The organism is Mucilaginibacter lappiensis, from assembly GCF_900155965.1.
Lineage (GTDB): Bacteria > Bacteroidota > Bacteroidia > Sphingobacteriales > Sphingobacteriaceae > Mucilaginibacter > Mucilaginibacter lappiensis.
Genome location: NZ_FTMG01000014.1, coordinates 78,850 through 101,596 on the forward strand (window position 1 = coordinate 78,850; position 22,747 = coordinate 101,596).

Sequence of the window (22,747 nt, forward strand, 5' to 3'; positions counted from 1 at the left end):
CGATATTAGTACAAATAAATTTATTATTTAATACCAAATCTAATATCAATGTTCAATTTGAGATATATCCTTCACAATCGAAAAAAGACTTTTGTACTTCTCTTGATCGGTGTTTTTATATTGTTTTTTTGGTGTTCCTGGACTTATAAGTTAGATATATTACCCGGTTTACATGGTGATGAGGCATGGTCAGGATTGAAAGCGGATCACTTTATCAAACATTCCTTCGACCAAATCAGCGGGATGAATCATTATTCAGGAATTTTACAGGCAAGCTTGACCCAAGCCGTCTTTAGTTTTTTTCCCATGAAAGTATTTTATCTCAGGATAGGCGGCGCTTTATTTAACCTTTTGGGATTAATCATTATATGCAGCACCTTGCTACGCCATAAGCATTATTACAGTGCTTTAGCTTTTTTAGCAATTTTTAGTCAATCTGCACTTTACTTAACATCGCCGAGGGTAGCCTGGGAGGTCAATACATTCACGTTATTTTTTCTCTCATTGTTGCTTGTTTCAGCAATCAATATTTATAAAAACAGTCCTCATAGGATATTTTGGGTATTCATCCTGTTACTTACTAATATCTTGGGCGCTTATAACCATATTATTTTTTCGGCTGTTCCTATATCCATTTTTATTGGGTTATGTTTATGGACCTTATACGGAGGTGATTCTAGTGTTAAAAACCTGATAATTGTGTTTGGTATCAGTATTGGAAATATAATTACATTATTTTTTTTGATGAAGTTTTTCCAATTCCCAATCTTATTATTCATTAGTTTTATCCCATTTGTCGTTGGTGGAGTGCTAATTGCTGAGTATTGGCTATTAAACAAGCTTTCTGATATTTCTTTAAAACTTCCGCCACCTGACTACTTTCAATTTTCAATCAAAGTTTTACTCCTGACCTCCATATTGCTTTTTTTTATATTCCATGGAAAAGCTTTTTTTGAAGTTCTAACAGGATATAAAATTTTTCTCCAAAACTATTCGTACGAAAGCTCCTTCCTTTTCCGTGCTTTGCTTATTGTATGTGCAGTCGTATTTGTCTTTTACCTTTTTAAATACCTATGGCAAGATCTTCAAAATAGTAGGTCGTCCCTATGTGCATTTTTGATAATTATATATTTAGGCGTAATCAATCTGTACACAATAAAAACATCTTTCAGATATTATCTCGTGATTTATGCTCTTGTTGGTATTTATATGGCGTTTAAGTTGAGTGTTAATGTTAAAGGGGCAATCCCGTTAATCGTCACGCTGGTTTTATCTTTTGGTGTAATGAATACTATTCAATTAGAGGTTTTTACAAGCAAAGAAACGCAGATACGAGCAGTTAATTTCAGAATAGGGAATGGTCAGATTGAAACCTCCGCCCATTTTTTACCCAAAGAACCTCTGCTACATTTCCTTCGAAATAACAGGGTTGGTTATATTAATTATCTTAATGATAATCCATATTTTCTGGTTTTGCCTATTGAATTTTATAAATTGAACCGGGATTGGAAGGAAGATATAAATAACAAAATATCTATTGATTATGATTATGTCAATTATAGGAATGGATATATTTACTATTTAGAGCATTAACTATTTAAACTCATAAACAAAGATCTGTGAATTATTTAGCGAAGGTTTATAGAAATTATAAATCATTGTAGTCAACTCAGGGATGTTTTGATAAACTTTTATCAGACCTATACTTTTCATAAATCTAAGCGACTGGGGGCCTGTAATATCGTTTTTATAAATTATTAAGAGGTTTTTGTATTGCCGCTTTTTATGTTCTAAAAGGTCGGATTGCCAAATATTAGTTATCCGGTCGATGTGTAGCCCCGAACTACTATAGTAGGAATTTTTTGGTATTACCCAATCAACATATGGGTTAATATCTCCATTCATTATTAGATTAGTCTTATCCTCTTTATAATTTCTGTGAATATATTCAGTAACTACCGTTTCGTTTAATCCAGCACCTGTAGATGCTATTGCGAAAAGACCGACAACGTTAATAACGAAAAACAAGCTCCAGATAAAGCCGATTACATATTTTTCATGAGCCGGCTTGAGTTTTATCCGGATTATATTTTTATAAAGCTTTTGGTAGGACAAGATTAATAATAAGGGGGAGAGATTAACTAAGGGGAATAAAAATCTTAACTCCTTGTGGGGAATTATTGAATGAATAATTATAAATGGTATAATAACCCAAAATAGCAAGTTTTTAGCATCGTAATACAAAAGCGTAAAAAAGGCAATAATAATTAATATACCGAACAATATGCTAGGAGCATTTAGAATGTAAAGAGCATATTGATAGAATGGAGAGGTTCCGAACTTATTAGAGACACCCTGAATTAAATTTACATGAAAATAATTATAAATAGAAAATGTGAATTTACCATACAGCCAATAGTCTATAACCAACCCTGTAGCCATTACCAATAAAACGGCAAGCAGGATTGTTAAGAAGTTCTGAATTTTGATCTTTTTGACAAAAACAAACCAAAAGAGAATGCCTATAACAAAAAGAGCGGATTGGTATCTGAAAATTATTGAAATGCCAAGAAGTAAGCCAATAATGAAATATGATTTCTTGTATTTCCGATAACGATATTTTTGTATGGCTGTTAAAGTCAGCATTAAGAATAGTCCTGACCAAGTCTCGGACGAAAAACGAATATTTATATAAGGTAAAAACCATAACAGGTAAGACAAAAAGATAAAGTATACCTGTAAAGATTTGGCAACACATGGCCTATAAGCCTCAACAAACTGCCTTATTACAATTACTGAAAATATAGCAGTAACAGCTCGAAGTAAAAACGCGAGGTCATAACCATCAGTTATTTTTAAATACCCAAACAACTTAAACAACACGTAACAGATCATTGGCTGTAATCCAGACCGTATTTCTGATCTAAATTCCCAGGCCAGTCTGTCAACTGGCAGTAAGCCAAGTTTATAATTTGCAAATTCAATAATTTGATAGTGTTCATCTGGCTGGATGTAACCAGAACTTTTGAAAGCTACAAACAAATAGAATAGCAATACTATAAAAACGAAAAAATTTGTTTTTTTTGTTTGGGGTATAAACATATTTGAAGATATTCCTTTCATTACTTAAGTGTCTTCAATCAATAATACTAAATATTTTTATCCTTTTTATATACAGAAGAGGCGTTTATACCTTTTATAGTAGATGTTGTTTTGAAAGAAACTCAAAAATCTAGGAAAAACGATTTATTTTGATTTTAAGTGAGATCTATTCGTATTAGGAATCGAACGAAAATGGTAAATTTCAAAATAGAACAAGATTTTCGTGCTTTTTTATTTGAAGGGGGAAACTATAGGGGAATTACAAATGGCTAATATACTTAATCGGATTGATGAAGCACGGATTTTATAAGGTCAGGTAGTTTTGAAAATGTATTTTGAATGGTGTTCTTTTTTAATTTACACCCCCATATTTCAATGATATTCCATTTTAATTGCCTTAGTGCCTCATTGACACGCATATCATTTTGCCGATTATATTGAAGTTTAGTAATCCAGAAGTCGGCATTCGTTTTTGGTATGGTAGCCTATTTACAGCTATCATGATTATGCCAAAAACATCTATGAATAAGAATAACCGTTTTGTATTTTGGCAAACTATATCGGGCTTACCCGGAAGATTTTTGGGATGTAATCTGAATCTGAAGCCTTGTGAAAATAAATATTTTCTGACCATCTGTTCAGGCTTTGTGTTCTTGCCCTTTATACGGGACATATTATAACTTACTTAGAATGCGTATCAGGCATATTGGGTTCAGTTACTGGTTATTAAATATAAATAGATGAATTCTTACAAAGTTATCTAAGACCGTAATGGGAACAAGGCTTTCGTTCATTTATAGTAATTTTCGTCAATATACCAACGAATTTACTGTCTTAGCTCAATATAATTTCCCTACCTATAATCACTCAAATGAAGTTCAATTAGGTATATCAAAAGAGGTCATTTGAGTTCAAATAGAGTCAATTCCGCTCAAATAAATTTCCCCGATAGTTTTCCCCATAACGCAAAAAAGCCAGTAATTATGAGGAATTACTGGCTTCGTAGTGGTCCCGACGAGAATCGAACTCATATCTAGAGTTTAGGAAACTCCTATTCTATCCGTTGAACTACGGGACCTTTATGCTTTGCCTGATGCGCACATCCGCAAACAGTTTGCAAAGGTGCAACTTTTCATTGAAAAATCACACCCTGTAGGGCAAAATTTTAGCTGTGTATCTACCTGATAACTGATCCGTTATGGAAATCATCTACCGGGGCTACAAAGCTTAGCTTTCCTTGGCTATCTTCGGCCATCAGGATCATTCCTTGTGACAGTATCCCTTTGATCTCGCGCGGTTCCAGGTTTACCAGTACACTCACCTTTTGGCCCACAATGGCTTCCGGTTCGTAATACTCCGCAATACCTGATACAATGGTACGCTCGTCAATACCTGTATCAATGGTTAGTTTCAGCAGTTTTTTTGTTTTGGCTATCTTTTCGGCGGTTAAAATGATACCCGTGCGGATATCCATCGTTGTAAATGTTTCGTAATTGATGTTTTCCTTCGCGGGCAGTACATCGGCCGATTTGGGTGCGGCAGCTTCTTTTTTAGCCTGCAGTTTTTGCAATTGGCGCTCAATTACTTCGTCCTCTATCTTTTCAAATAACAATGCCGAAGGGTTTAGCTGGTGCCCATTGTTAAAATAGATCTCCTGATCGTAAGGTATAACTTCATTAGGCCAGTTGAGCATGCCAATGATCTTTTTGGCGGTAGCCGGTAAAAATGGCTGTGCGCAGGTTGCCAGATGCCCTATCAGCACCAGGCAATTATGCAGGGCCTGCTTAGCTCCTTCAGGATCCGTTTTAATGGTTTTCCAGGGCTCTTTTTCGGTCAGGTAGCGATTACCCAGGCGAGCTACATCCATCACAGCCTGTAGCGCCTGACGATAGCGGTAAGCCTCGAGGTTCTTTTCTATCTCATCATAATAACCTCCCAACTCGGCCTTCAGAGCGGCATCTGTTAGTTCAATGCGGTCGGTTTCGGCTTCTACTTTACCTTCGTAAAACTTGTGCATCAGTATCATCACCCGGTTCACAAAGTTACCTAAGATGGCCACCAGTTCGTTATTGATACGTGCCTGATAATCTTTCCAGGTAAATTCGCTATCGCTGGTTTCTGGGAGTATCGAGGTGAGCACATAGCGCAACTCATCCTGCTTGTTTGGCAGCTCCTCCAGGTATTCATGCAGCCAAACAGCATGATTGCGCGAGGTGGACAGCTTATCACCTTCCAGGTTCAGGAACTCGTTGGCAGGCACATTTTGCGGTAAAATATATTCCCCGTGGGCATGTAGTATGGACGGGAAAGTGATACAGTGGAACACGATATTATCCTTACCAATAAAATGGATCAAACAGGCATTATCCTGCTCATCGGCCTGCTTTTTCCAGTATAGCTTCCAGTCTTTATTATGGTCGATAGCCCATTGTTTGGTGGCCGATATATAGCCGATAGGCGCATCCATCCAAACGTATAGTTTTTTGCCTTTGGCATCGGCCAGCGGCACATCAATACCCCAATCCAGATCGCGGGTCATAGAACGTGGTTGCAAGCCCTGTTTAAGCCATGATTTGCATTGCCCAAATACGTTTACCTTCCAGCTGCCCTCTTTGGTATCTATCCATTGCTCCAGCCAGGGCTGATATTTATCCAATGGCAAATACCAATGTTTGGTTAACTTCAAAACCGGCGGTTTTCCGCTCAGGGTTGATACCGGGTTGATCAGGTCGGTCGGGCTCAGTGAAGTGCCGCATTTTTCGCATTGATCGCCATAGGCATTTTCATTATGACAATTAGGACAGGTACCTATGATATATCTATCGGCTAAAAACTGGTTAAAATCTTCGTCGTAATACTGCTCGCTTACTTTTTCAATAAACTCATCCTTTTCATACAGGTTCAGGAAAAACTCCTGCGACAGCTCATGATGTATAGGCGATGAGGTGCGGTGATAAATGTCAAAAGCTATCCCAAACTGCTCAAAGCTATCTTTTATCTGCTCATGGTACTTATCAATAATAGCCTGTGGCGTAGTCCCTTCTTTTTTGGCCTTGATGGTAATGGCAGCGCCATGCTCATCAGACCCGCAAACGTATACTACATCCTTTTTTTTGAGCCTCAGATACCGAACAAAAATATCGCCCGGGATATATGCCCCGGCCAGGTGACCAATATGCAGCGGGCCATTAGCATAAGGCAAGGCAGATGTTATAGTGAAGCGTTTGTATTTGTTGAGTTGTGACATGAAATATGCGGCAATGTAAATAAGCCGCAAAGATAATTCATTTAAGTCGGAAAGTCCGGAGGTGCGGATTTCTTTGTCCTAAATTCTTTTATCAGACTTTAGGGATTGTCTTAAGATCCTTATTATGAAATTCAAACAGTCTAAAACTTTTTAAACCCTAATTTTAACACTTTTCTGCCCGAAAATAGGGCAAAAACACATCAAAAACTGTTGAAAACCTATTTATAACTATCTATTTTAACACTTTTTAACAAATTTTTGACGGGATTTATATGATTTAAAAAGATTTATATAATTGACATTCAAATAACTATATACCAAACGCTCGGTTTTTAGCCCTGCTTTTCCCTTTATGCGAACGGCCCCGATTACACTTTTCAAGTAATCGGGGCCGTTCGTTTGGTCTACTTAAAGATACGAAAAATGTTTGGTTTGTGCAAGAGAGAGAGAATCCCCAAAAAGCGAAGAAGACTCACCCCAACATCGCTGCGCTGGACCGGGAGAGTCGACTCTCCAACATTGATTTAGAAAACTAAACCAAAACTTTTATTATAATTGCTTATGCATAACCCAGCTGACACCGCTTCTTCCGGACTTTCGGACTTCCCCGCTTCCGGACTCCTTCCACCCTATTTGAAAAAAGGCGATAAGATAGCGATCACCTGCCCAGCCAAGAAATTGCCCCACCCTATGACAGATGCCGTAGCTCTGTTACAATCATGGGGATTAGAAGTGGTTTTAGGCGATACCGTAACCGCTTCATACCACCAGTTTGCCGGCGACGACGACCTGCGCGCCCATGACTTACAACGTTTTATTGACGATGACAACATCAAGGCCATTATAGCAGCACGCGGCGGCTATGGTACTATCCGGATGATTGACAAGGTTGATTTTGGCCGTTTTGCTCAAAACCCCAAGTGGTTGATCGGGTTTAGCGATATTACCGTGTTGCATACTCATCTGTTTGCCAATTACAGGGCCCAAACCATACACGGACAAATGCCGGTTAATATTCCCGATGCTTCCAAACATTCATTGGATACATTGCGAATGGCCCTGTTTGGTGAAGCTTTAAACTATAACTATCATGCCCACGGCTTAAATCGCAGCGGCGAAGGCTTAGGCATCTTGGTAGGCGGTAATTTATCTTTGCTGATAACGGTATCCGGCTCTGTATCCGACATCGACTATAGCGGTAAAATATTATTTATAGAGGATGTTGGTGAATATCTTTACTCGGTTGACAGGATGTTGCGCAACCTGAAACGGGCTGGCAAGCTTGCCCAGCTCGCGGGCCTCATCGTAGGTGGTTTTACCGATATGAAGGATAATGACATCCCTTTTGGGCAAACCGTACCCGAAATTATCATGGACATTGTACAGGAGTACGATTACCCCGTATGTTTTGATTTCCCGGCCGGGCATATCCCCGATAATTGCAGTTTAATATTTGGTAAAGAAGCTCGGTTATCTGTCCGGAATCAAGAAGTAAGCTTGAAGTTTGTTTGACGCGTTTTTTAATATCGAACACTGAATTTCCAATATCGGATGATGAATGGAAAAATCGATGTTGGATATTCAAAATTTTGTCTTGCGCTCGTTTGTAACCTCAAGTGTTGGGAAGACATAACCCACTGTCATTTCGATGAGCGGAAGCTGGGGCCTGGGAAGGAGGGTGAAGAGAAATCTTGTACGATTTGCTTATCTCTACGTATAAGATTTCTCCTCGTACCTCGTTCGAAATGACAACTTTTATAAAAATGCGGTCTTCTAAACATCTGCGGTTACAAACAAGCGATATTAACTTCCCGGTTCCCTCCCCACGGGCTACTGTGTGGACACATCTTTTTTTGATTAAAAAGTCCTCATTATAGTTAAAATAAACAAAAAGAGATGTCATTTCGAACGAGGAACGAGGAGAAATCTTCTGCGACTGATACGAACATTGCATGCCAAACACGTATAGCGTAGAAGATTTCTCCTCACTCCAGGCGCGAGCCCACGCTTGTTCGTTCGAAATGACATTTTTCAAAAAGATGTGTCCACACGGTAGCCCCACGGGAGGGGTGCGGCCGACATGAGTGCAAAAGCAGGGAGGGGTTTATACAAGCGGCATAAACCGGCAATGATGCAGAAACCCCTTCCTTCCCTTCCCGAGGGAAGGAATCGCACGGGCTCGGGCTTTTGCTCGTCATACCCATTTCCGTCCTGAAAGTATTTTTTATATATTAAAACCAAATTTCAACCCTATTAAACAAAACATTCTTATAATTTATGGCGATACTGAGCAATTTAAGCAATTACAAAAATTTTGGCCTGCTGGTCATCCGTGTGGGTTTGGGCATCACTTTTATTACATACGGATATCCTATGTTGATGGGCGGCGTAAGCGGCTGGAAAGACCTTGGCCACTCCACCAGGTATATCGGTATACATTTTTGGCCGGTAATCTGGGGGTTCCTCGCGGCGGCAACAGAAGCGTTTGGCGGCTTTTTGCTCCTTATTGGCTTTGCCTTTCGGCCGGTGTGTATACTCATGGTACTTACCCTTATTGTGGCCGCAAGCACCCATTTGGGCAAAGGTGAAGGTTTTGATGGCGCCTTACATGCTATTGAAGACGCCCTGATATTTGCAGGCCTATTATTTGTTGGCCCGGGCAAATACAGTGTAGATAAGAAATAGGCGGTTAAATTTTAATCTGCAATAAAAAAGGGACCAGCTATAATAGCCGATCCCTTTTTTATTATCTACATGTTATGGCTAATTATTTAGGCATAGCATTTTTATCAAAAAACAGCCTGGTTGTTACCACATCGCCGCCAATAGCCGCCGATGCTGCTTTATAATTAGCAGGGTTTACGTTGGCTTCATCAACCGGGTATTTGAACCTAACCGGGAAATCGCTAAATGCACCTGTTGCCGGTTTATGAAGTACAGGAAAATCGAGCCTGCGGGTTTCGATCCACGCGTCCCAGCCCCTGTTGTAATTGGCAATCCATTTTTGAATAGCCAGGTTGTTAAGACTATACGGATTAAGCGCTAAATAAGGAGATGAATCTCCAGCTTTCCAATAAGCAAATGATTGCTGAACACCTGTATTATAATAAGCGGCAGCGACTCTTCCGCTAATAAATCCTTTGGCCGCAGCCTCAGCTAAATAAAATTGAACTTCGGCGTTATCAAGTAATAAACCAGGTGCTGTAGTTGTTGTTAAAGTAGGCCCCACGTGCGAAAAGCTTTCGTAGTTTGCTTTTACACCAGGATCAGCACCTAAATATATTCCCGCATCGGTGGGTTTTGCTTTATAAAGGGTAAAAAATACTGCTGCGCGAGGATCCAGAATCCCGTTACTGTTATTTAACTGGTTTACCAATGTAGCATTGGCCACAAAATCATTTCTGCCGCTTTGAACAAGGTCAACCCAAATTGGGTTGGTATTTGGTGTTGCAGCCTGGTATACCAATGTAGCATTATCTGCATTGTCGGTAAAAACGCCTGCATCAAATGCTGCTTTCACTGTTGTTTGAGCTAAAGCCGCATCATAATCAGCAATGGTCATGCCCATTTTTAATTTAAATGAGTTGGCAAACTTTTTCCACTTGGCAATATCACCGCCGTAAATAATATCAGCGCTACCCAAACTGGCAGTACCGCTTAACGCGGCCACATCAGCATCGAGGCGTTTTAGTAAGTCTTTATAAATGGTTGCCGCATCGTCATATTTGGGGAAGTTATTTTTAGAATCAAATGCCTGTGAATAAGGCACATCGCCAAATGTGGTAACCAAATAATAAAAAGAATAAACCTGTAAAATATCCGCAATGGCAATATCATTCTTTTTTACAACATCTCCCACTACGGTAGGATCGCCGGGAATGATGTCTTTAGCTAATTTTAAATTATTCAGCACATCACGGAATAAGCTACCCCACATTTGCCTGTTGATGTTACGGGTATCAAAATTGTACAAACTTTCGTCATTATAAGTAGTTTCCTGCCATTGCTGCTCTACCAGCCTGAAAACATTATTATTTACGTTGGCTGATGTAAGGGCATTTGACAGTTGCCGCTCGGCCTGTGTAATTAATGTTGGCGCTGGTACGGTAGGGAAAAGCTTAGGGTTGGTATTCAGATTTTCAAAATCCTTTTTGCATGCTCCCAGCATAACCAGTGGAAGCAATGCCCATATATATTTTTTCATGTTGGTTAAAATCTTACTTTTAGGTTTAAGGTAAACATTCTGGCAGTTGGGAAAGCGCCACTTTGATAACCTTGAAGGTTACCTGCGCTCAGGGTTTCTTCAGGATCTGCGTATGGAAGGTTTTTATGGATGATCCATAAGTTTCTGCCGCTTACTGCCAGATCTACACCTTTAATTGGGCCCCATTTAGATGTCACGCTTTGAGGGAACGAATAATTCAACGACGCTTCGCGCAGCTTCACATAACTCGCATCATAAACAAAACCAGCAGCCGGGTTGTGCTCATAGCCATATAAGCCGGTAGCATCATTCCGTACCCTGATTTTATTTTTGCTGCCATCTGCTGCAATACCCTGTATAATTACCCCGCCACCTGTAGCAAGCGAGTTTCTTGATGGGTTACCCAGGTCATTGTTACCAACGGTTTCAGGATATAAACCTGTATCCATGCCGTAATAGTTATCTAACGAGAATACGCTGCCACCTTTACGGATATCAATCAGGAAGGATAAAGTAAAGTTTTGAACACGTACAGAGTTGGTGATACCACCAATCCAATCCGGGTTAATATTACCTAAGGTGCTGGTGCTTGACGATTGTTTATAATAACCTGCATTATCACCGGTTTGGTCAACCACCCGGCCACCATCTTTATTCACGTATGGTTTCCCGTTAATATCGGTATATGCAGTACCGCGAATATCGCCATAAGGACGACCTAGCGTAGCGTTCAATGATACACCACCCTGGAATGACGCCAGCAACAGGTTTGTTGCCTGCTGACCGGTTGGATCTACATAAAGCGATAAAACCTTATTGTTGTTTTTGGTGAAGTTAACGCCAACTTTCCAGGTTACCAGTTTGCTGCTTACCGGGGTACCATTTAAGGAAACCTCAATACCTTTGTTTTGCAGGGTACCGGAGTTAATATAGGTAGCATCATAACCGGTAGCTCTTGACAAAGCCACAGGCAAAAGCTGATCGCTGGTTTTAGACTCATAATAAGTGAAATCAAAACCTAAACGGCTGTTAAAAAACTGCATTTCTAAACCTGCCTCTTTTGATTTTGAACGCTCTGGTTTTAAGGTAGCATTGTTTTGAACAACGCCGATATAAGATTGCGGGTTTGAGCCAAACGGTGTACCAAAAGAATAAAAGTTTTTAGTAAGGAAAGGCTGACCGCCATTACCCACTTCGGCGTAGTTAACCCTTACTTTACCATATGACAACCACTCATATTGTTTAAGCAGTTCAGAAAAGGTAAAACCTAAATTTACGGATGGATAATAGTATTTATTACTGTATGATGGTAAAGCCGATGAAGCATCACGACGTAAGGTTCCGTCTAAAACCAACATTTTTTTCCAGGTAAAGGTGGCGCCTGTAAATAAACCATCTATCTCCTGCCTGATATCATTTTCGGTAGGAGCAGCCGGTGCATTTTTAGAATTTGCCAAAGCATAAACATTCGGGATAATTAAACCGCCGTTAGTGGCTGATGAAATTAACTCGTAACGATTTTTGCGGATGTTAACACCTAACAAACCTTTAAAATTCAAATCATTATTGATGTTTTTGTCAACCGTTGCCAGGAAATCTAAATTGGTTTCGTTAAAGTTGATATTCCTCCTGGTATAACTGGATACGCCCTGTGAACCAAAAGCACGTCTTTCTTCCTGAATCATGCTTGAATTATCAACAGTCACACGCCCTAATAAATTCAACCAATCGTTCACCTTGTAATTTAAGTTCACATTGCCAAAATAGTGATGGCGCCTGTCTGTTTCATAATTTTGGTAACGGGTAAAGTATGGGTTATCCTGAAAGTTAGGAACCAGATTGGTTGGGCTTTTCCAGTTCCAGGTGATATTTTTTCCGCCCGATGCAAAATAGGCATCTTTTTGTCCCTTAATATCGGTATTCATTTGCCACCATTGCCTAAAGTTGCGCACAATATTATCGTTCGAATAACCACTGCCATAGCGGCCAAGACCGTCGGTACGGGTGTAATTAATGCTTCCACCCGCCGTTAACTTATTGGTAATTTTGTAGGTACTTGCAAAATCAACGCTGTTTTTTAATTCATTACTGTTGGGTAAAAAGCCAGTTTGATTGTTACGGGTATAACCTAATTTGAAAGTACCGTTTTCGCCGCCATTGGTAATAAATAAACTCTGGTTATTGGTTACCGGGTGAACAAAGAAAGTAAGCGGATCATTTGCCGCGGCAACCCATGGTGTTGCTTTTCCAAAATTTGGAGAAGTGGACACGAAGGAATCCCATTGGTAAACCTTTAAATTAGGATCAAACCGATGGCCGTATGAGGCATCTTCGTGCATTGGAGCAACCAGGTCAATAACGCCATCGCCATTAACGTCCTGTGTCAGGAAATAACCGCTCGGGTCAATTCCATCTTTTTTATTATAAATAGGGCCATAACCAGCGCCATACTCATGCTGGTAAGTTGGTAAGGTTGATTTATCAACAGCACCAAAGCCAACACTACTGTTAAAAGTAATACCTAAACCCTTGCCTGGCTTTTTAGTGGTAATTAAGATAACGCCGTTGGCTCCTATAGAACCATATAAGGCGCTACCTGCCGCACCTTTAAGTACGGTAACCGATTCAATGTCATCCGGGTTGATATCTGAAATGGGCGACCCGTAGTCGTAACCACCTTTGCCTGTTTCAACGGAACCACCGTTACCAGATGTATTAGTTCCTGTACCACCGGCGCCGGCATTGTTGCTTCCGCCATTGCCAGAACCCGGGCCGCCATTATTCATGGGTACACCATCAACAACAAATAGTGCCTGGTTATTACCTAATAATGATTTTGTACCCCTTAAAACCACGTTGGTTGAACCACCTAAGGCGTTGTTTTGCCTGATCTCTAAACCGGCAACTTTACCCGAAAGGCCGCTTACAAAGTTAGAACCACGCTGCTTGCTCACCTCATCGCCGGTAACCTGCTGAGCTGCATAGGCCTGCTGATTACGCGTTCGGCTTAAGCCTAAGGCGCCGGTTACCACAACTTCGCCCAGTTGCTTGCTCGACATGGTAAGCCTGACGTTTACAACAGGCCCTTTTACCTGTACCTCTTGTGTGGCATAGCCAATAAAGCTAATGACCAGTGTTGAACCATCCGGAACACTTAACGTGTATTTTCCGTTGGTGCCGGTTTGGGTACCGGTTGTTGTTCCTTTTACCTTGATGGTAACTCCCGGGATAGGCAGGCCGTCTTCCAGGCCTGTAACCGTACCGGTAACTGCACGATTTTGTGCAAATGTTTGTGTAATTGATAACAGCAGGAAACACAAACTTACTAGTAGAAGTTTTTTCATTTTTGTGATAAGATCTGTTAATAGTTAATACTATGTGAATTGCAGGGCTGTATTATAATATATTTTGCAGAAAACTATAACACAACGTGGGGCTATATTACGTAAAATATTATAAAAGCCTGATTATTTTTTAAAATTATTTGCCTTTATTTATTGTATATATCATCTATAATGTCTACCTTATATATATTTTATTCAATCGTTTTGGGCGATAGTATTTTTGTGTAAAAGAAACACTTTGGCAGGCCTGCAAACCATCCCGGATACCCCGGCATTTACAATTTTTTTCTGGTGGCATAGCTTCATAAATACCGTGTAAACACCTATTGTTATCCCCACAGTATTCATGTATTTTTTATGAAATATATTGATATGAAAAAACAAATACTGTTGGGCCTCATGGCCATGATGGCGGGCTTTACTGCCTGCAAAAAAGATATGGTGAAAACACCGGATGCCACACCGGCTAAGGCCAGGCAAAAAACAGGCGCTATAACATACGCCTATGTTGATCTTACCCTACAGCCACGTAATCCGGGAGATGTTACGGATACTTATAGCGGGTTTTATGGTGCGGCAAAAATAATAGTTCAGGGTACACCTGCCTGGAATTTAAATGAATTTCCAACTCCTGCGGTAGGGATGCCACTGGTTGGCTTATCTATTTCTGCTGCCCCGGGATATAATGCCAATATAATTACCCCTCCAACAACAGAAACAGTTGGTATTTATGATAATGCATTTGCTGTAGCAGTGGGTGAGCTTGGTTCTTTTAATTACACGGCATTTTTTGGCGATTTTTCACAATTCCGCTCCGCACTTGATGCTTTTGAAGCTAATCCTGGCATTGTAACAAGACCAAATGTGGGCAACTTTGTGGGGAGCAACTACGCTGGCTCGTCTAAAATAGTGGTTACTTCGGGAAAATTGATATGGGTAAGCACAGGATCGCATATTGCTATCGGGGAGATCAAATACCCATATCCAAAGTCAACTGCGACTGCCCCCTCGATCAACACTGCTATATTTGTTACCGACCCTTTAAACTCTAATATTGTTTATGCCTTACAGGGTATAGAGGGCATCCTAAAATCGGGATATATATCAGGTGGTACAGGAGTAGCAATTACAGTAACTGGGAGTTACACTCCTGTAGGTAATTCTGAATATCATGCTACAGGAGTTATTACGAGAGTAGATAATACAACTTTTTCTTTTGATGTAATCGAAGATCCAAGATAATTAGTTATCAATAAGTAAATGAAAGTATTGTCATTGTGAGGTACTAAATAATATCTATGCAGTACAGGGCGTCTCTGCTAATCGGGGATTGCTTCGTACCTCGCAATGACGTGATTTTTTGATCTGCTCCCGCGGACTTTCGGATCGCGCAGAAGCAGGATAGCATAGGAAAAATATGGAATAAACAGACAAGGCTGGCTTATTAAAAATAAGCCAGCCTTGTCTGTTTCAGAGAACAATTATTTATTCAAATAATCTCCCAGATCCTTCAGATAAGCTTCGTTAATATCGTCATCGCCGTGCTCTTTATTAAAAGCTTTAAGTTTATCTGCGTCGGTGGCCAATGCTGTTTTTATTGATTTGCTCTTTAACTCCACCGGTTGCAATTGTTTGGTTTTTACGTTCCATATAAAATAGTGGTTTTCGTCAACATATTCATCGTAATTATTGCCCGATGAGGTTATGCCATTGGTAGTAAAATTGGCTTTTACCAGCTTGCAGGTCAACAACCGGTATATTTTATATTTATTACCGGTGGCCAATACCATACTGTAGTGCTTGGGATCAATAGCCGGTACCGCTTCGAACGAGTACGTTTGAAAAGCATCATCAATAAGTGTAAACGCTTTTACTTCCTGTTTATCGGCAGTAAAAACAGCGCGCTGATCTCTGGAGAACAGCACATCGCTCATGGTTTTATCGTAATTAAAAAAATAGCTGTTGTTTTGTATCAATGAGTCGGCATAACTTATGCCAAAACCATGCATCCATTTTTCTGACAGGAAACGACTGCCATGTAAATCGCCTTCTTGCCGTATATAATCCGACACCCGGGTAACCGCAGGCCCGGTTTGAGGCTTAAAAATGTCGGTAGAAGTATTGGTGGTTAAAGGCTTTCCGCTGGTACGTACAGAAATACCGGGAGCCATAACAATATTGATTTCTGTTTTATTATTGATAGCCACGGCAGTATCCTTAAAGCTGGTGGCCGAGGCTACTAACCTGGAGGCCGGGTCGACATTCAGGGTGTAACCTCCTGATTGATCGGTATAGGTTGCATAGCTATGTTGCGAATCGCGTATAAAAACAAAAGGAACCGGTTTACCTTGCAGATCATTCACCGTACCGCTTACGGTAACCGTTTGAGCAAAAGCAAAGGCGCTTATGAACACCGGTACTAAGCACAATAATATTCTTTTCATAAAGTATTTTTTGATTTTTCTCTAATATAAAATATAAAAATCAAGCAACCAATAATAATAGGTATCAAAGCTTTTACAATATCAGTTTATATAGTAGTGTTTTAAAATATCCACAAATAAAAAAAGGGCACCTACTAGGTGCCCTTTTTTTATTTTAATTAATTATTGTTTAGTAAATATATCTTCTACGTGCCTACCGGCGCCTGCTGAGTTAACAACATCGTATTGAAAATCAAATAGTGTCAACGCCTCAGCATAAGTATATTGCTTGCTCGGATCGGGTGGGTGTACAAAAGATGCCGGAGTAGTTACTGATATACCATTAGCAGTTCCAAAAATATTCTTAACATCATCCGCATTTAAGGTTACTGCAAACTTAGAATAGGTTGCAGTTGCACCATTTCCTGTTTTTGTAAAACTAACATCGTAGTGTACATTTAAAGCTGCGTAGCCAGATACTGCCTGAAACAGTGTAGGCGAAACAGGTGTCAAAGTAACTGGCTTATGAGGATAATCTCCACCAGCTGGCGTTCTAATAAATTGTGCAAAATAGGCACCTGCAAAATCATTACCTATTACGTGGTAGTAGTGAGTAGAGTTATTTGCCGATATAGTTAAACCAGGTGCGCTGGTAATACCTATAGGTAACATATAACTTTTAGAGGGATCAAGCAGGTTTTTTAACACGGTAAAAGTTAAAATTTTCAAGCGCTGGCCAGAAGGGATATCAACCACGGTAGTTCTGAAAGAATACGCATTTGTTGGCATCAGTTCGTATGCTATTGTATTATTACTGGCAAGGTAAGAGGTCAATTTATCCGGCACAACATCTACCGTGATCTTATGATCGGTAGTTGGTGTGCTTGACGATGCTATATTAACACCAAACTGGATCAGCGCGGTATCGGAAGTAATGGCATCCTGCGGAAAGCTATTTAAACCGCTCAGGGTAAGCTCTGCGGATTGACCTCCCTGGGAGAAATCAACGTACGTTTTGTCTTTAAGGCATGAGCTAAAAGCAATTGCCGTAAAACCAAGCAGAACACATTTTATATAGTTAATTTTTTTCATCTTGATTTATTTTAAATTATTTAGCCCAGAATATTTTTGAAGTGAACTGATTGATGGTTCCCTGAGCGCCTACGTTAGTAGCATTGGTTGAGTAAACCACAACCGGGTAAAATATACGGGTTACCTGGTTTGGTGCGTTTACACCCGGGTAAATAGATAATGGAATATCATTTGGATAGCCGGTTCTGCGAAACTCGTTAAATGCTTCGAGCATACCATATGGGTTCAAAGCCGCCCACTTTTGAACAATGATAGCTTTTATCTGCGCATCTGGAGTACCGTTCACAGGGTAAGCAACTGATGATTGGGCATAGTATGTACTGGCAGCTGTTGCAGCATTAGGCACACCATTATCTGCAAATGACGCGGCAATACCTGCATTGTATAAAGCTTGTGCATCACCTGTAATATAACCCCTTTCAACAGCCTCTGCTTGTAAAAACAAAGCCTCTGGCGATGCCAGGATCACAGCATCCATAGTGGCTGCAGGTATAGCGCCCGGACCCAGTTTACTTGGATCTTTCTGTGCTGGTATAGTTGCGGTACCGCCAAAAGCGCTGCCTATAACATTACCGTCTTTATTTAAAGCATAAACCCGTGATACACGTGGGTCATTATTGTTGTTATAAAAGTTAATACCATAAGTATTAGCCTGGTATTGTTGCTGACCCAACTGACCTGAACCACTTTGGGTATAACCAAAGTTGATGTAAAAAGGGCTTTGTTGTCCGCCAAAGGCATCAGAGTTAGTATAGCCCGGGTTAACTTTTGCAGCCAAACCTGTACCTAAGTACCCGGTTGATTGGGTAGCAGCAACCGCAGTTTTTAAAGCGCTTGTTTTTGCGGTAAGATTTGTTTGACGCAGAGCCAGCCTTAATTTAAGGGTATTGGCAAATTTTGACCATTTGGTCATATCACCAGCAAACATAATATCGGCAATACCGGGGTTTGCGTCACTGGCAGGTGCGCCTTTAATTAAACCTAAAGCAGCATCCAGCTGTTTCAACAGATCGTCATATATTGATGTTCCGGTATCAAAAGCCGGTGTCAGGTTCTTGGTACCCTGTAAAGCCTGGGTATAAGGTACATTATTGTAACTATCAACCAATATCTGGTAATCATACACCGTCATAATTTTAGCAATAGCTGTATAATTAGCGCCGGCATTAGCATTGATAATGGTATTATAGTTTGAAAGGTTGGCGTATGTTGGTGACCACACATCAAAATCGGCGGTGGTAAAAGCATACTGGTCAAAATTCGCAAAAACCTGGTAACCGGTACTTCTGCTTATAAAGCCCATATACCCGCCATATTGCCTGAAAAGTGAGCCGTTTATAATACCAGCTGTAGTTTTTAAGGAGCCTGATAAAAGCAAACTCGGAGATGCTACAGATGGCGTATTGGGATTATTGGTTAATTCGCCCAGATAATCTTTCTTACAACTGCTGCCAGCAATTGCAAGAACCGTGAATATAATTGAAAGATATTTTTTCATTTTATGAGTTATTAAAATGTAACATTAAGAGATGCTCCGAAAAAACGTGTTGGAGGAAGCTGATATGTATTGATGATACCTGTGGCGTTACCAGCCGTTGCTGAATATTCCGGATCGGTAAATTTATTTGATTTTGGTCTTAACATAACCAGGTTTCTTCCAATAATCGCAAATGAAGCCCTTTTAATGAACTTGGTTTTCCTGGTAAACTGAGAAATATCAAAGCTTAAGTTAGCCTCACGCAATTTCCAGAAAGCTCCGCTTGTTGTATAAGCGGCAACAGAGTTATAAAAGGCGCCGGCATTCCAGAAACCCTGGTTACCATCAACAACAGTTGTGCTGGTATTTGGAACATAGGAATTTGGACCGGTTTGAAGTACTGAATTAGGGAATATAAATGCCTGACGATCTGCAGAAGCCGAGAATTGAGATACGCCCGCTGCAGTAGCCGAAGCTAAGCCCTGGTTGTAAATAACATAACCGCTACGGAACTCACTTACTGTTGTAAGGGTTATAAATTTATAGCTGAATGTTTGGGTTAAACCTAATATATATTTTGGTGCGGTACGGCCAAGATACACCAGGTCTGATTTGCTTTCAGGGTAACCGGTTACTGGGTCAACAATAACATGGCCTTGCGGGTCGCGCTGAACATCGGTACCGTATAATGCAGGGAATGGCTGCCCTACTCTTGCCTGTATAAACGCTGATCCTTGTGATCCAACTGTAACAGAAGGGGAACCGTTGATCAATGATATTACTTTTGAATTTTGGATAGCCAGGTTACCACCTAAATTTAAACCAAATCCGTTTGACTCTTTAGTAAGTACAGCTACATCTAATTTAAACTCAGTACCTGTATTTTGTACCTCTCCAATATTCACAGAAGCATTTGAATATCCTGTTTCCGGAGCAGTAACAATTGATAGGGTTTGGTTGGTTGTATTACTCTTGTAATAAGTAGCACTTACATTAATGCGACTGTTAAAGAAGCTCAAATCTGTACCAAACTCAATTTCTTTGGTTTTTTCGGGTTTAATCAGTGGGTTGTTTAAGGTTGTACCTAAAGTTAAACCACCTGTATTACCATAAGGGAAGCCTGTTGTTGGGCTAAATGTATTCACCGTGCTGTAAGGAGCTACGTTAATATCACCAACCTGGCTAAATGAAGCCCTTAACTTTCCGTAATTGATAATGCTGTTGCCTTTCAATGCCGGAATAGCATCAGTGAAAATAAATGAGCCTTTTACAGATGGGTACCAGAATGAACGGATACCATTTCCAAGCCTGGAATCATGGTCATTACGTATAGTAGCTTCTAAAAATGCATAATCCTTATAGCCAATATTAAAGTCACCGAAATAACCAATTTGGCGTATTTTATAGGTTAACTGCGCAGTTGTAGGAGTACCTAAGATACTTCCGATACTGTAAAAATTGTTAACCAATAAGTTGGTGCTGCTGTTTGATATCTGGTTAAGATACATTTGCCAGATACTGCTACCTAACAACAAGCTTGTTTTAAAGTCGCTAAAGAAGGTTTTATGAAAGTTTAAGAAGAAATCCTGTTGTAAACGTGAATAACCTTGAGGTCCGGCGGTGCCACCACCTGCAAAAGGACCTGCTAAAGGAGCACCAATCGATGTTATTGAGCCATCACCAAATTGAGTAACATTTTGTACCTGGCCAGGTATAACACCAGTTGAACCACCGTATGACTGCGCTTGTGTGCCGTAATTGCCACCGGTAGGATCACCCAGCTTACCCAATGCGTAAGGGCTAAAATTAACCTGACTGCGTCTATATTGTTGTTGTGCGGTACCAAAGTTTCCAGACAAACGATAACTGGCATCAAACCAGTTGGTTGGTGAAAACATACCACCAAAGCTACCATTAAAGTGATCGCTGCGGGTATCAACACGGTCATTTTTAATGATCCAGTATGGGTTTACACCATAAGAGTTAAAGTAAGTATTTACGTCAGCGAAAGGGGCGTTGATATCTTTAAACTTGGTCAACGGTACCCATGATGGGGTATTGAATATAGCGCTGTATAATGAACGGCCACCATCTAATGTAGATCCGTCGTAACCACCGTTGCCTACCGTGTTAGTATAAGATTGAACATAACTGGCGGTGAAATCGGCTTTAAATTTTGAGTAAGTTTTAGAAGCTGATATACGAACGCTGCTTCTTTTGAATTTATCGTCAGGCAGCACTCCTGTTTTGAATAAATTATTGGCAGTTAAGTTAAAGCTGTTGCTGGCGTCGCCTTGCGCATAAGAAAGGTTATTTTCTTCACTATGGCCGGTAACAAAAAAAGCTTTTCTTGGGTCTGTTGAAGGGGTCGAATATGGATATTTCTGAACGGTTCCATCTTGCAAAGGGATACCCAGTTGTTGCAGGTGTCCGTCATAAGCAGGTCCGTATGATTGGTTTTCAAAAGGTGCCGGGGTTGTAATAAAACCCGTAACCGGATCTTGGAATGGTGGCCCTTCACCTCCGTAGCTACCAAATTTAGTTTGGAGATCCGGAAAATAAGCGACTTTCTCTAACAGGAAAGTATTAGTGTAGCTAACCTGTGGCGCTCCTGTTGAACTACCTCTTCTGGTAGTAATGATCAATGCACCGTTCGAGGCATCCGAACCGTATAACGCCGCAGCACCTGCACCATTCAAAACGTTTACAGATTCTATATCATCTGGATTGATGGTATTAACCTCGTTAGGAGAAATTGGAGTTCCGTTTAAAACAACCAAGGCATAGTTGTTACCCAAAATGTGGCGGTTACCACGTAGTGTAAAACGTGTTTGAGGGTTAATACCATTATCAAGGGTACTTACAACCAAACCTGCAACCTTTGCAGTTAAACCATTGGTAAAGTTAGTTGCATGAGCTTCAGTAAGTGTTTTATTACTAATAGTAGTTGCTGCTGCACCTTGCTCTTTAGCCTGGCGTTTGATACCCAACGCTCCGGTCACCACAACCTCACCCAAAGATTTGCTGGATGTTTCCAAGGCTACGTTAACAGCTCCAAGACCAACAGGCCTTTCTAGCGGGGCGTAACCAATAAAACTAAAAATAAGCGTTGAGCCTTTTGGAACAGATAAGGTAAACTTTCCATTGGAGCCCGTCTGGGTACCAACTGTTGAGCCTTTTACCTTTACTGATACTCCTGGGAGGGGTAGGCCGTCATCTTTGGCCGTAACCGTACCAGTAACTGTACGGTTTTGTGCAAATATCTGTGTAATAGACAACAACAGAATGCACAAACTTGCTAGTAGAAGTTTTTTCATTTCGTTAATAATAAGATCAGTTAATAGTTAATTAATCATAAAAGTAATGTTACATTATCAAAAAGTCAAGTTAAATCTGATAAATGCATGACTTTTTTTTAAAAAACTTAATTTTTGGTAACAATATTAATAATTATAGTACTATGTATTGCATAATACAATTTAAAACATATATCTTTGTATTATGATTGTAGAAAACACACAAACCCAAATGAGGAAAGGCATACTGGAGTACTGCATTCTTTCCATCATAGCGAAGGGCGAAATATATGCATCAGACATCATTGCTGAACTAAAAAAAGCCCAACTACTTGTAGTTGAGGGAACTCTGTACCCTCTGCTAACTCGTTTAAAAAATAATGGCCTGCTCACTTACAACTGGGTGGAGTCTGTTTCGGGCCCGCCGCGAAAGTATTATGTGCTATCGGAAGAAGGAAAAATTGTACTGGAACAGCTGGATAAAACCTGGCAGGAGCTCGTTTATGCCGTGCAAATGGCCATTGGCGAGAGAAAATAAAAACCTATAAAAAAATCACAGATC

Annotated in this window: 13 protein-coding genes, 1 tRNA gene and 1 pseudogene; 5 read left to right on the top strand and 10 right to left on the bottom strand. The window is 40.3% G+C overall.

The annotated features are described in order from the left end of the window. Positions 1–48 precede the first annotated feature (48 nt). Positions 49–1,593 carry a hypothetical protein gene (locus BW976_RS22010; RefSeq protein WP_076376560.1) on the top strand — a complete coding sequence of 515 codons (1,545 nt, stop codon included), beginning with the start codon at positions 49–51 and terminating at the stop codon, positions 1,591–1,593. Here BW976_RS22010 and BW976_RS22015 read toward each other — a convergent pair whose 3' ends face one another. The 4 genes and pseudogenes from BW976_RS22015 to metG all read right to left on the bottom strand — a co-directional run bounded on the left by BW976_RS22015 (position 1,594) and on the right by metG (position 6,349). After that, the gene (locus BW976_RS22015; RefSeq protein ID WP_076376562.1) at positions 1,594–3,123 is read right to left on the bottom strand and encodes a glycosyltransferase family protein; all 1,530 of its coding nucleotides are present in this window, start codon (positions 3,121–3,123) and stop codon (positions 1,594–1,596) included. 464 nt (positions 3,124–3,587) lie between these two features. Continuing rightward, positions 3,588–3,775 (bottom strand): annotated as a pseudogene (locus tag BW976_RS29835) (hypothetical protein). 333 nt (positions 3,776–4,108) lie between these two features. Beyond that, positions 4,109–4,180: transfer RNA gene (locus tag BW976_RS22025), tRNA-Arg, on the bottom strand. Positions 4,181–4,279: 99 nt separating this feature from the next. Then, complete coding sequence (metG, locus tag BW976_RS22030) at positions 4,280–6,349, bottom strand: methionine--tRNA ligase (RefSeq protein WP_076376564.1); 2,070 nt, start codon at positions 6,347–6,349, stop codon at positions 4,280–4,282. A 561-nt stretch (positions 6,350–6,910) separates the two neighbouring features. Between metG and BW976_RS22035 the strand changes: the two genes are divergently transcribed. Next, positions 6,911–7,861, top strand: coding sequence for a S66 peptidase family protein (locus tag BW976_RS22035; RefSeq protein ID WP_076376566.1), 951 nt, complete (start codon positions 6,911–6,913; stop codon positions 7,859–7,861). 765 nt (positions 7,862–8,626) lie between these two features. Beyond that, complete coding sequence (locus BW976_RS22040) at positions 8,627–9,034, top strand: DoxX family protein (protein ID WP_076376568.1); 408 nt, start codon at positions 8,627–8,629, stop codon at positions 9,032–9,034. Between the two features lie 82 nt (positions 9,035–9,116). Here the strand turns inward: BW976_RS22040 and BW976_RS22045 are convergent, their stop codons facing one another. Together BW976_RS22045 and BW976_RS22050 are read right to left on the bottom strand one after the other, a co-directional pair. Further along, positions 9,117–10,553 carry a SusD/RagB family nutrient-binding outer membrane lipoprotein gene (locus BW976_RS22045; RefSeq protein ID WP_076376570.1) on the bottom strand — a complete coding sequence of 479 codons (1,437 nt, stop codon included), beginning with the start codon at positions 10,551–10,553 and terminating at the stop codon, positions 9,117–9,119. A gap of 5 nt (positions 10,554–10,558) precedes the next feature. Beyond that, positions 10,559–13,897 carry a SusC/RagA family TonB-linked outer membrane protein gene (locus BW976_RS22050; protein WP_076376572.1) on the bottom strand — a complete coding sequence of 1,113 codons (3,339 nt, stop codon included), beginning with the start codon at positions 13,895–13,897 and terminating at the stop codon, positions 10,559–10,561. A 372-nt stretch (positions 13,898–14,269) separates the two neighbouring features. Between BW976_RS22050 and BW976_RS22055 the strand changes: the two genes are divergently transcribed. Continuing rightward, positions 14,270–15,139: a hypothetical protein gene (locus BW976_RS22055; protein WP_139332382.1), complete on the top strand. Its 870-nt coding sequence runs from the start codon at positions 14,270–14,272 to the stop codon at positions 15,137–15,139. Between the two features lie 239 nt (positions 15,140–15,378). Here BW976_RS22055 and BW976_RS22060 read toward each other — a convergent pair whose 3' ends face one another. The 4 genes from BW976_RS22060 to BW976_RS22075 all read right to left on the bottom strand — a co-directional run bounded on the left by BW976_RS22060 (position 15,379) and on the right by BW976_RS22075 (position 22,206). Then, the gene (locus BW976_RS22060) at positions 15,379–16,341 is read right to left on the bottom strand and encodes a carboxypeptidase-like regulatory domain-containing protein (RefSeq protein ID WP_076376576.1); all 963 of its coding nucleotides are present in this window, start codon (positions 16,339–16,341) and stop codon (positions 15,379–15,381) included. 162 nt (positions 16,342–16,503) lie between these two features. Next, positions 16,504–17,412, bottom strand: a complete 909-nt coding sequence (locus tag BW976_RS22065) for a DUF1735 domain-containing protein (protein ID WP_076376578.1) — start codon at positions 17,410–17,412, stop codon at positions 16,504–16,506. Between the two features lie 16 nt (positions 17,413–17,428). After that, the gene (locus BW976_RS22070) at positions 17,429–18,910 is read right to left on the bottom strand and encodes a SusD/RagB family nutrient-binding outer membrane lipoprotein (protein ID WP_076376580.1); all 1,482 of its coding nucleotides are present in this window, start codon (positions 18,908–18,910) and stop codon (positions 17,429–17,431) included. Positions 18,911–18,921: 11 nt separating this feature from the next. Beyond that, on the bottom strand, positions 18,922–22,206 hold the full coding sequence (locus BW976_RS22075; RefSeq protein ID WP_076376582.1) for a SusC/RagA family TonB-linked outer membrane protein: 3,285 nt from the start codon (positions 22,204–22,206) through the stop codon (positions 18,922–18,924). Positions 22,207–22,390: 184 nt separating this feature from the next. On the opposite strand from BW976_RS22075, the gene BW976_RS22080 reads away from it, so the two are divergent. Continuing rightward, the gene (locus BW976_RS22080; RefSeq protein ID WP_076376584.1) at positions 22,391–22,723 is read left to right on the top strand and encodes a PadR family transcriptional regulator; all 333 of its coding nucleotides are present in this window, start codon (positions 22,391–22,393) and stop codon (positions 22,721–22,723) included. The last annotated feature ends 24 nt before the right edge of the window (positions 22,724–22,747 follow it).

Bases quoted from the DNA above. Each gene is read 5' to 3' on its own strand.
- BW976_RS22010 (WP_076376560.1), top strand. From the start codon at position 49: ATGTTCAATTTGAGATATATCCTTCACAATCGAAAAAAGACTTTTGTA.
- BW976_RS22015 (WP_076376562.1), bottom strand. From the start codon at position 3,123: ATGAAAGGAATATCTTCAAATATGTTTATACCCCAAACAAAAAAAACA.
- metG (WP_076376564.1), bottom strand. From the start codon at position 6,349: ATGTCACAACTCAACAAATACAAACGCTTCACTATAACATCTGCCTTG.
- BW976_RS22035 (WP_076376566.1), top strand. From the start codon at position 6,911: ATGCATAACCCAGCTGACACCGCTTCTTCCGGACTTTCGGACTTCCCC.
- BW976_RS22040 (WP_076376568.1), top strand. From the start codon at position 8,627: ATGGCGATACTGAGCAATTTAAGCAATTACAAAAATTTTGGCCTGCTG.
- BW976_RS22045 (WP_076376570.1), bottom strand. From the start codon at position 10,553: ATGAAAAAATATATATGGGCATTGCTTCCACTGGTTATGCTGGGAGCA.
- BW976_RS22050 (WP_076376572.1), bottom strand. From the start codon at position 13,897: ATGAAAAAACTTCTACTAGTAAGTTTGTGTTTCCTGCTGTTATCAATT.
- BW976_RS22055 (WP_139332382.1), top strand. From the start codon at position 14,270: ATGAAAAAACAAATACTGTTGGGCCTCATGGCCATGATGGCGGGCTTT.
- BW976_RS22060 (WP_076376576.1), bottom strand. From the start codon at position 16,341: ATGAAAAGAATATTATTGTGCTTAGTACCGGTGTTCATAAGCGCCTTT.
- BW976_RS22065 (WP_076376578.1), bottom strand. From the start codon at position 17,412: ATGAAAAAAATTAACTATATAAAATGTGTTCTGCTTGGTTTTACGGCA.
- BW976_RS22070 (WP_076376580.1), bottom strand. From the start codon at position 18,910: ATGAAAAAATATCTTTCAATTATATTCACGGTTCTTGCAATTGCTGGC.
- BW976_RS22075 (WP_076376582.1), bottom strand. From the start codon at position 22,206: ATGAAAAAACTTCTACTAGCAAGTTTGTGCATTCTGTTGTTGTCTATT.
- BW976_RS22080 (WP_076376584.1), top strand. From the start codon at position 22,391: ATGATTGTAGAAAACACACAAACCCAAATGAGGAAAGGCATACTGGAG.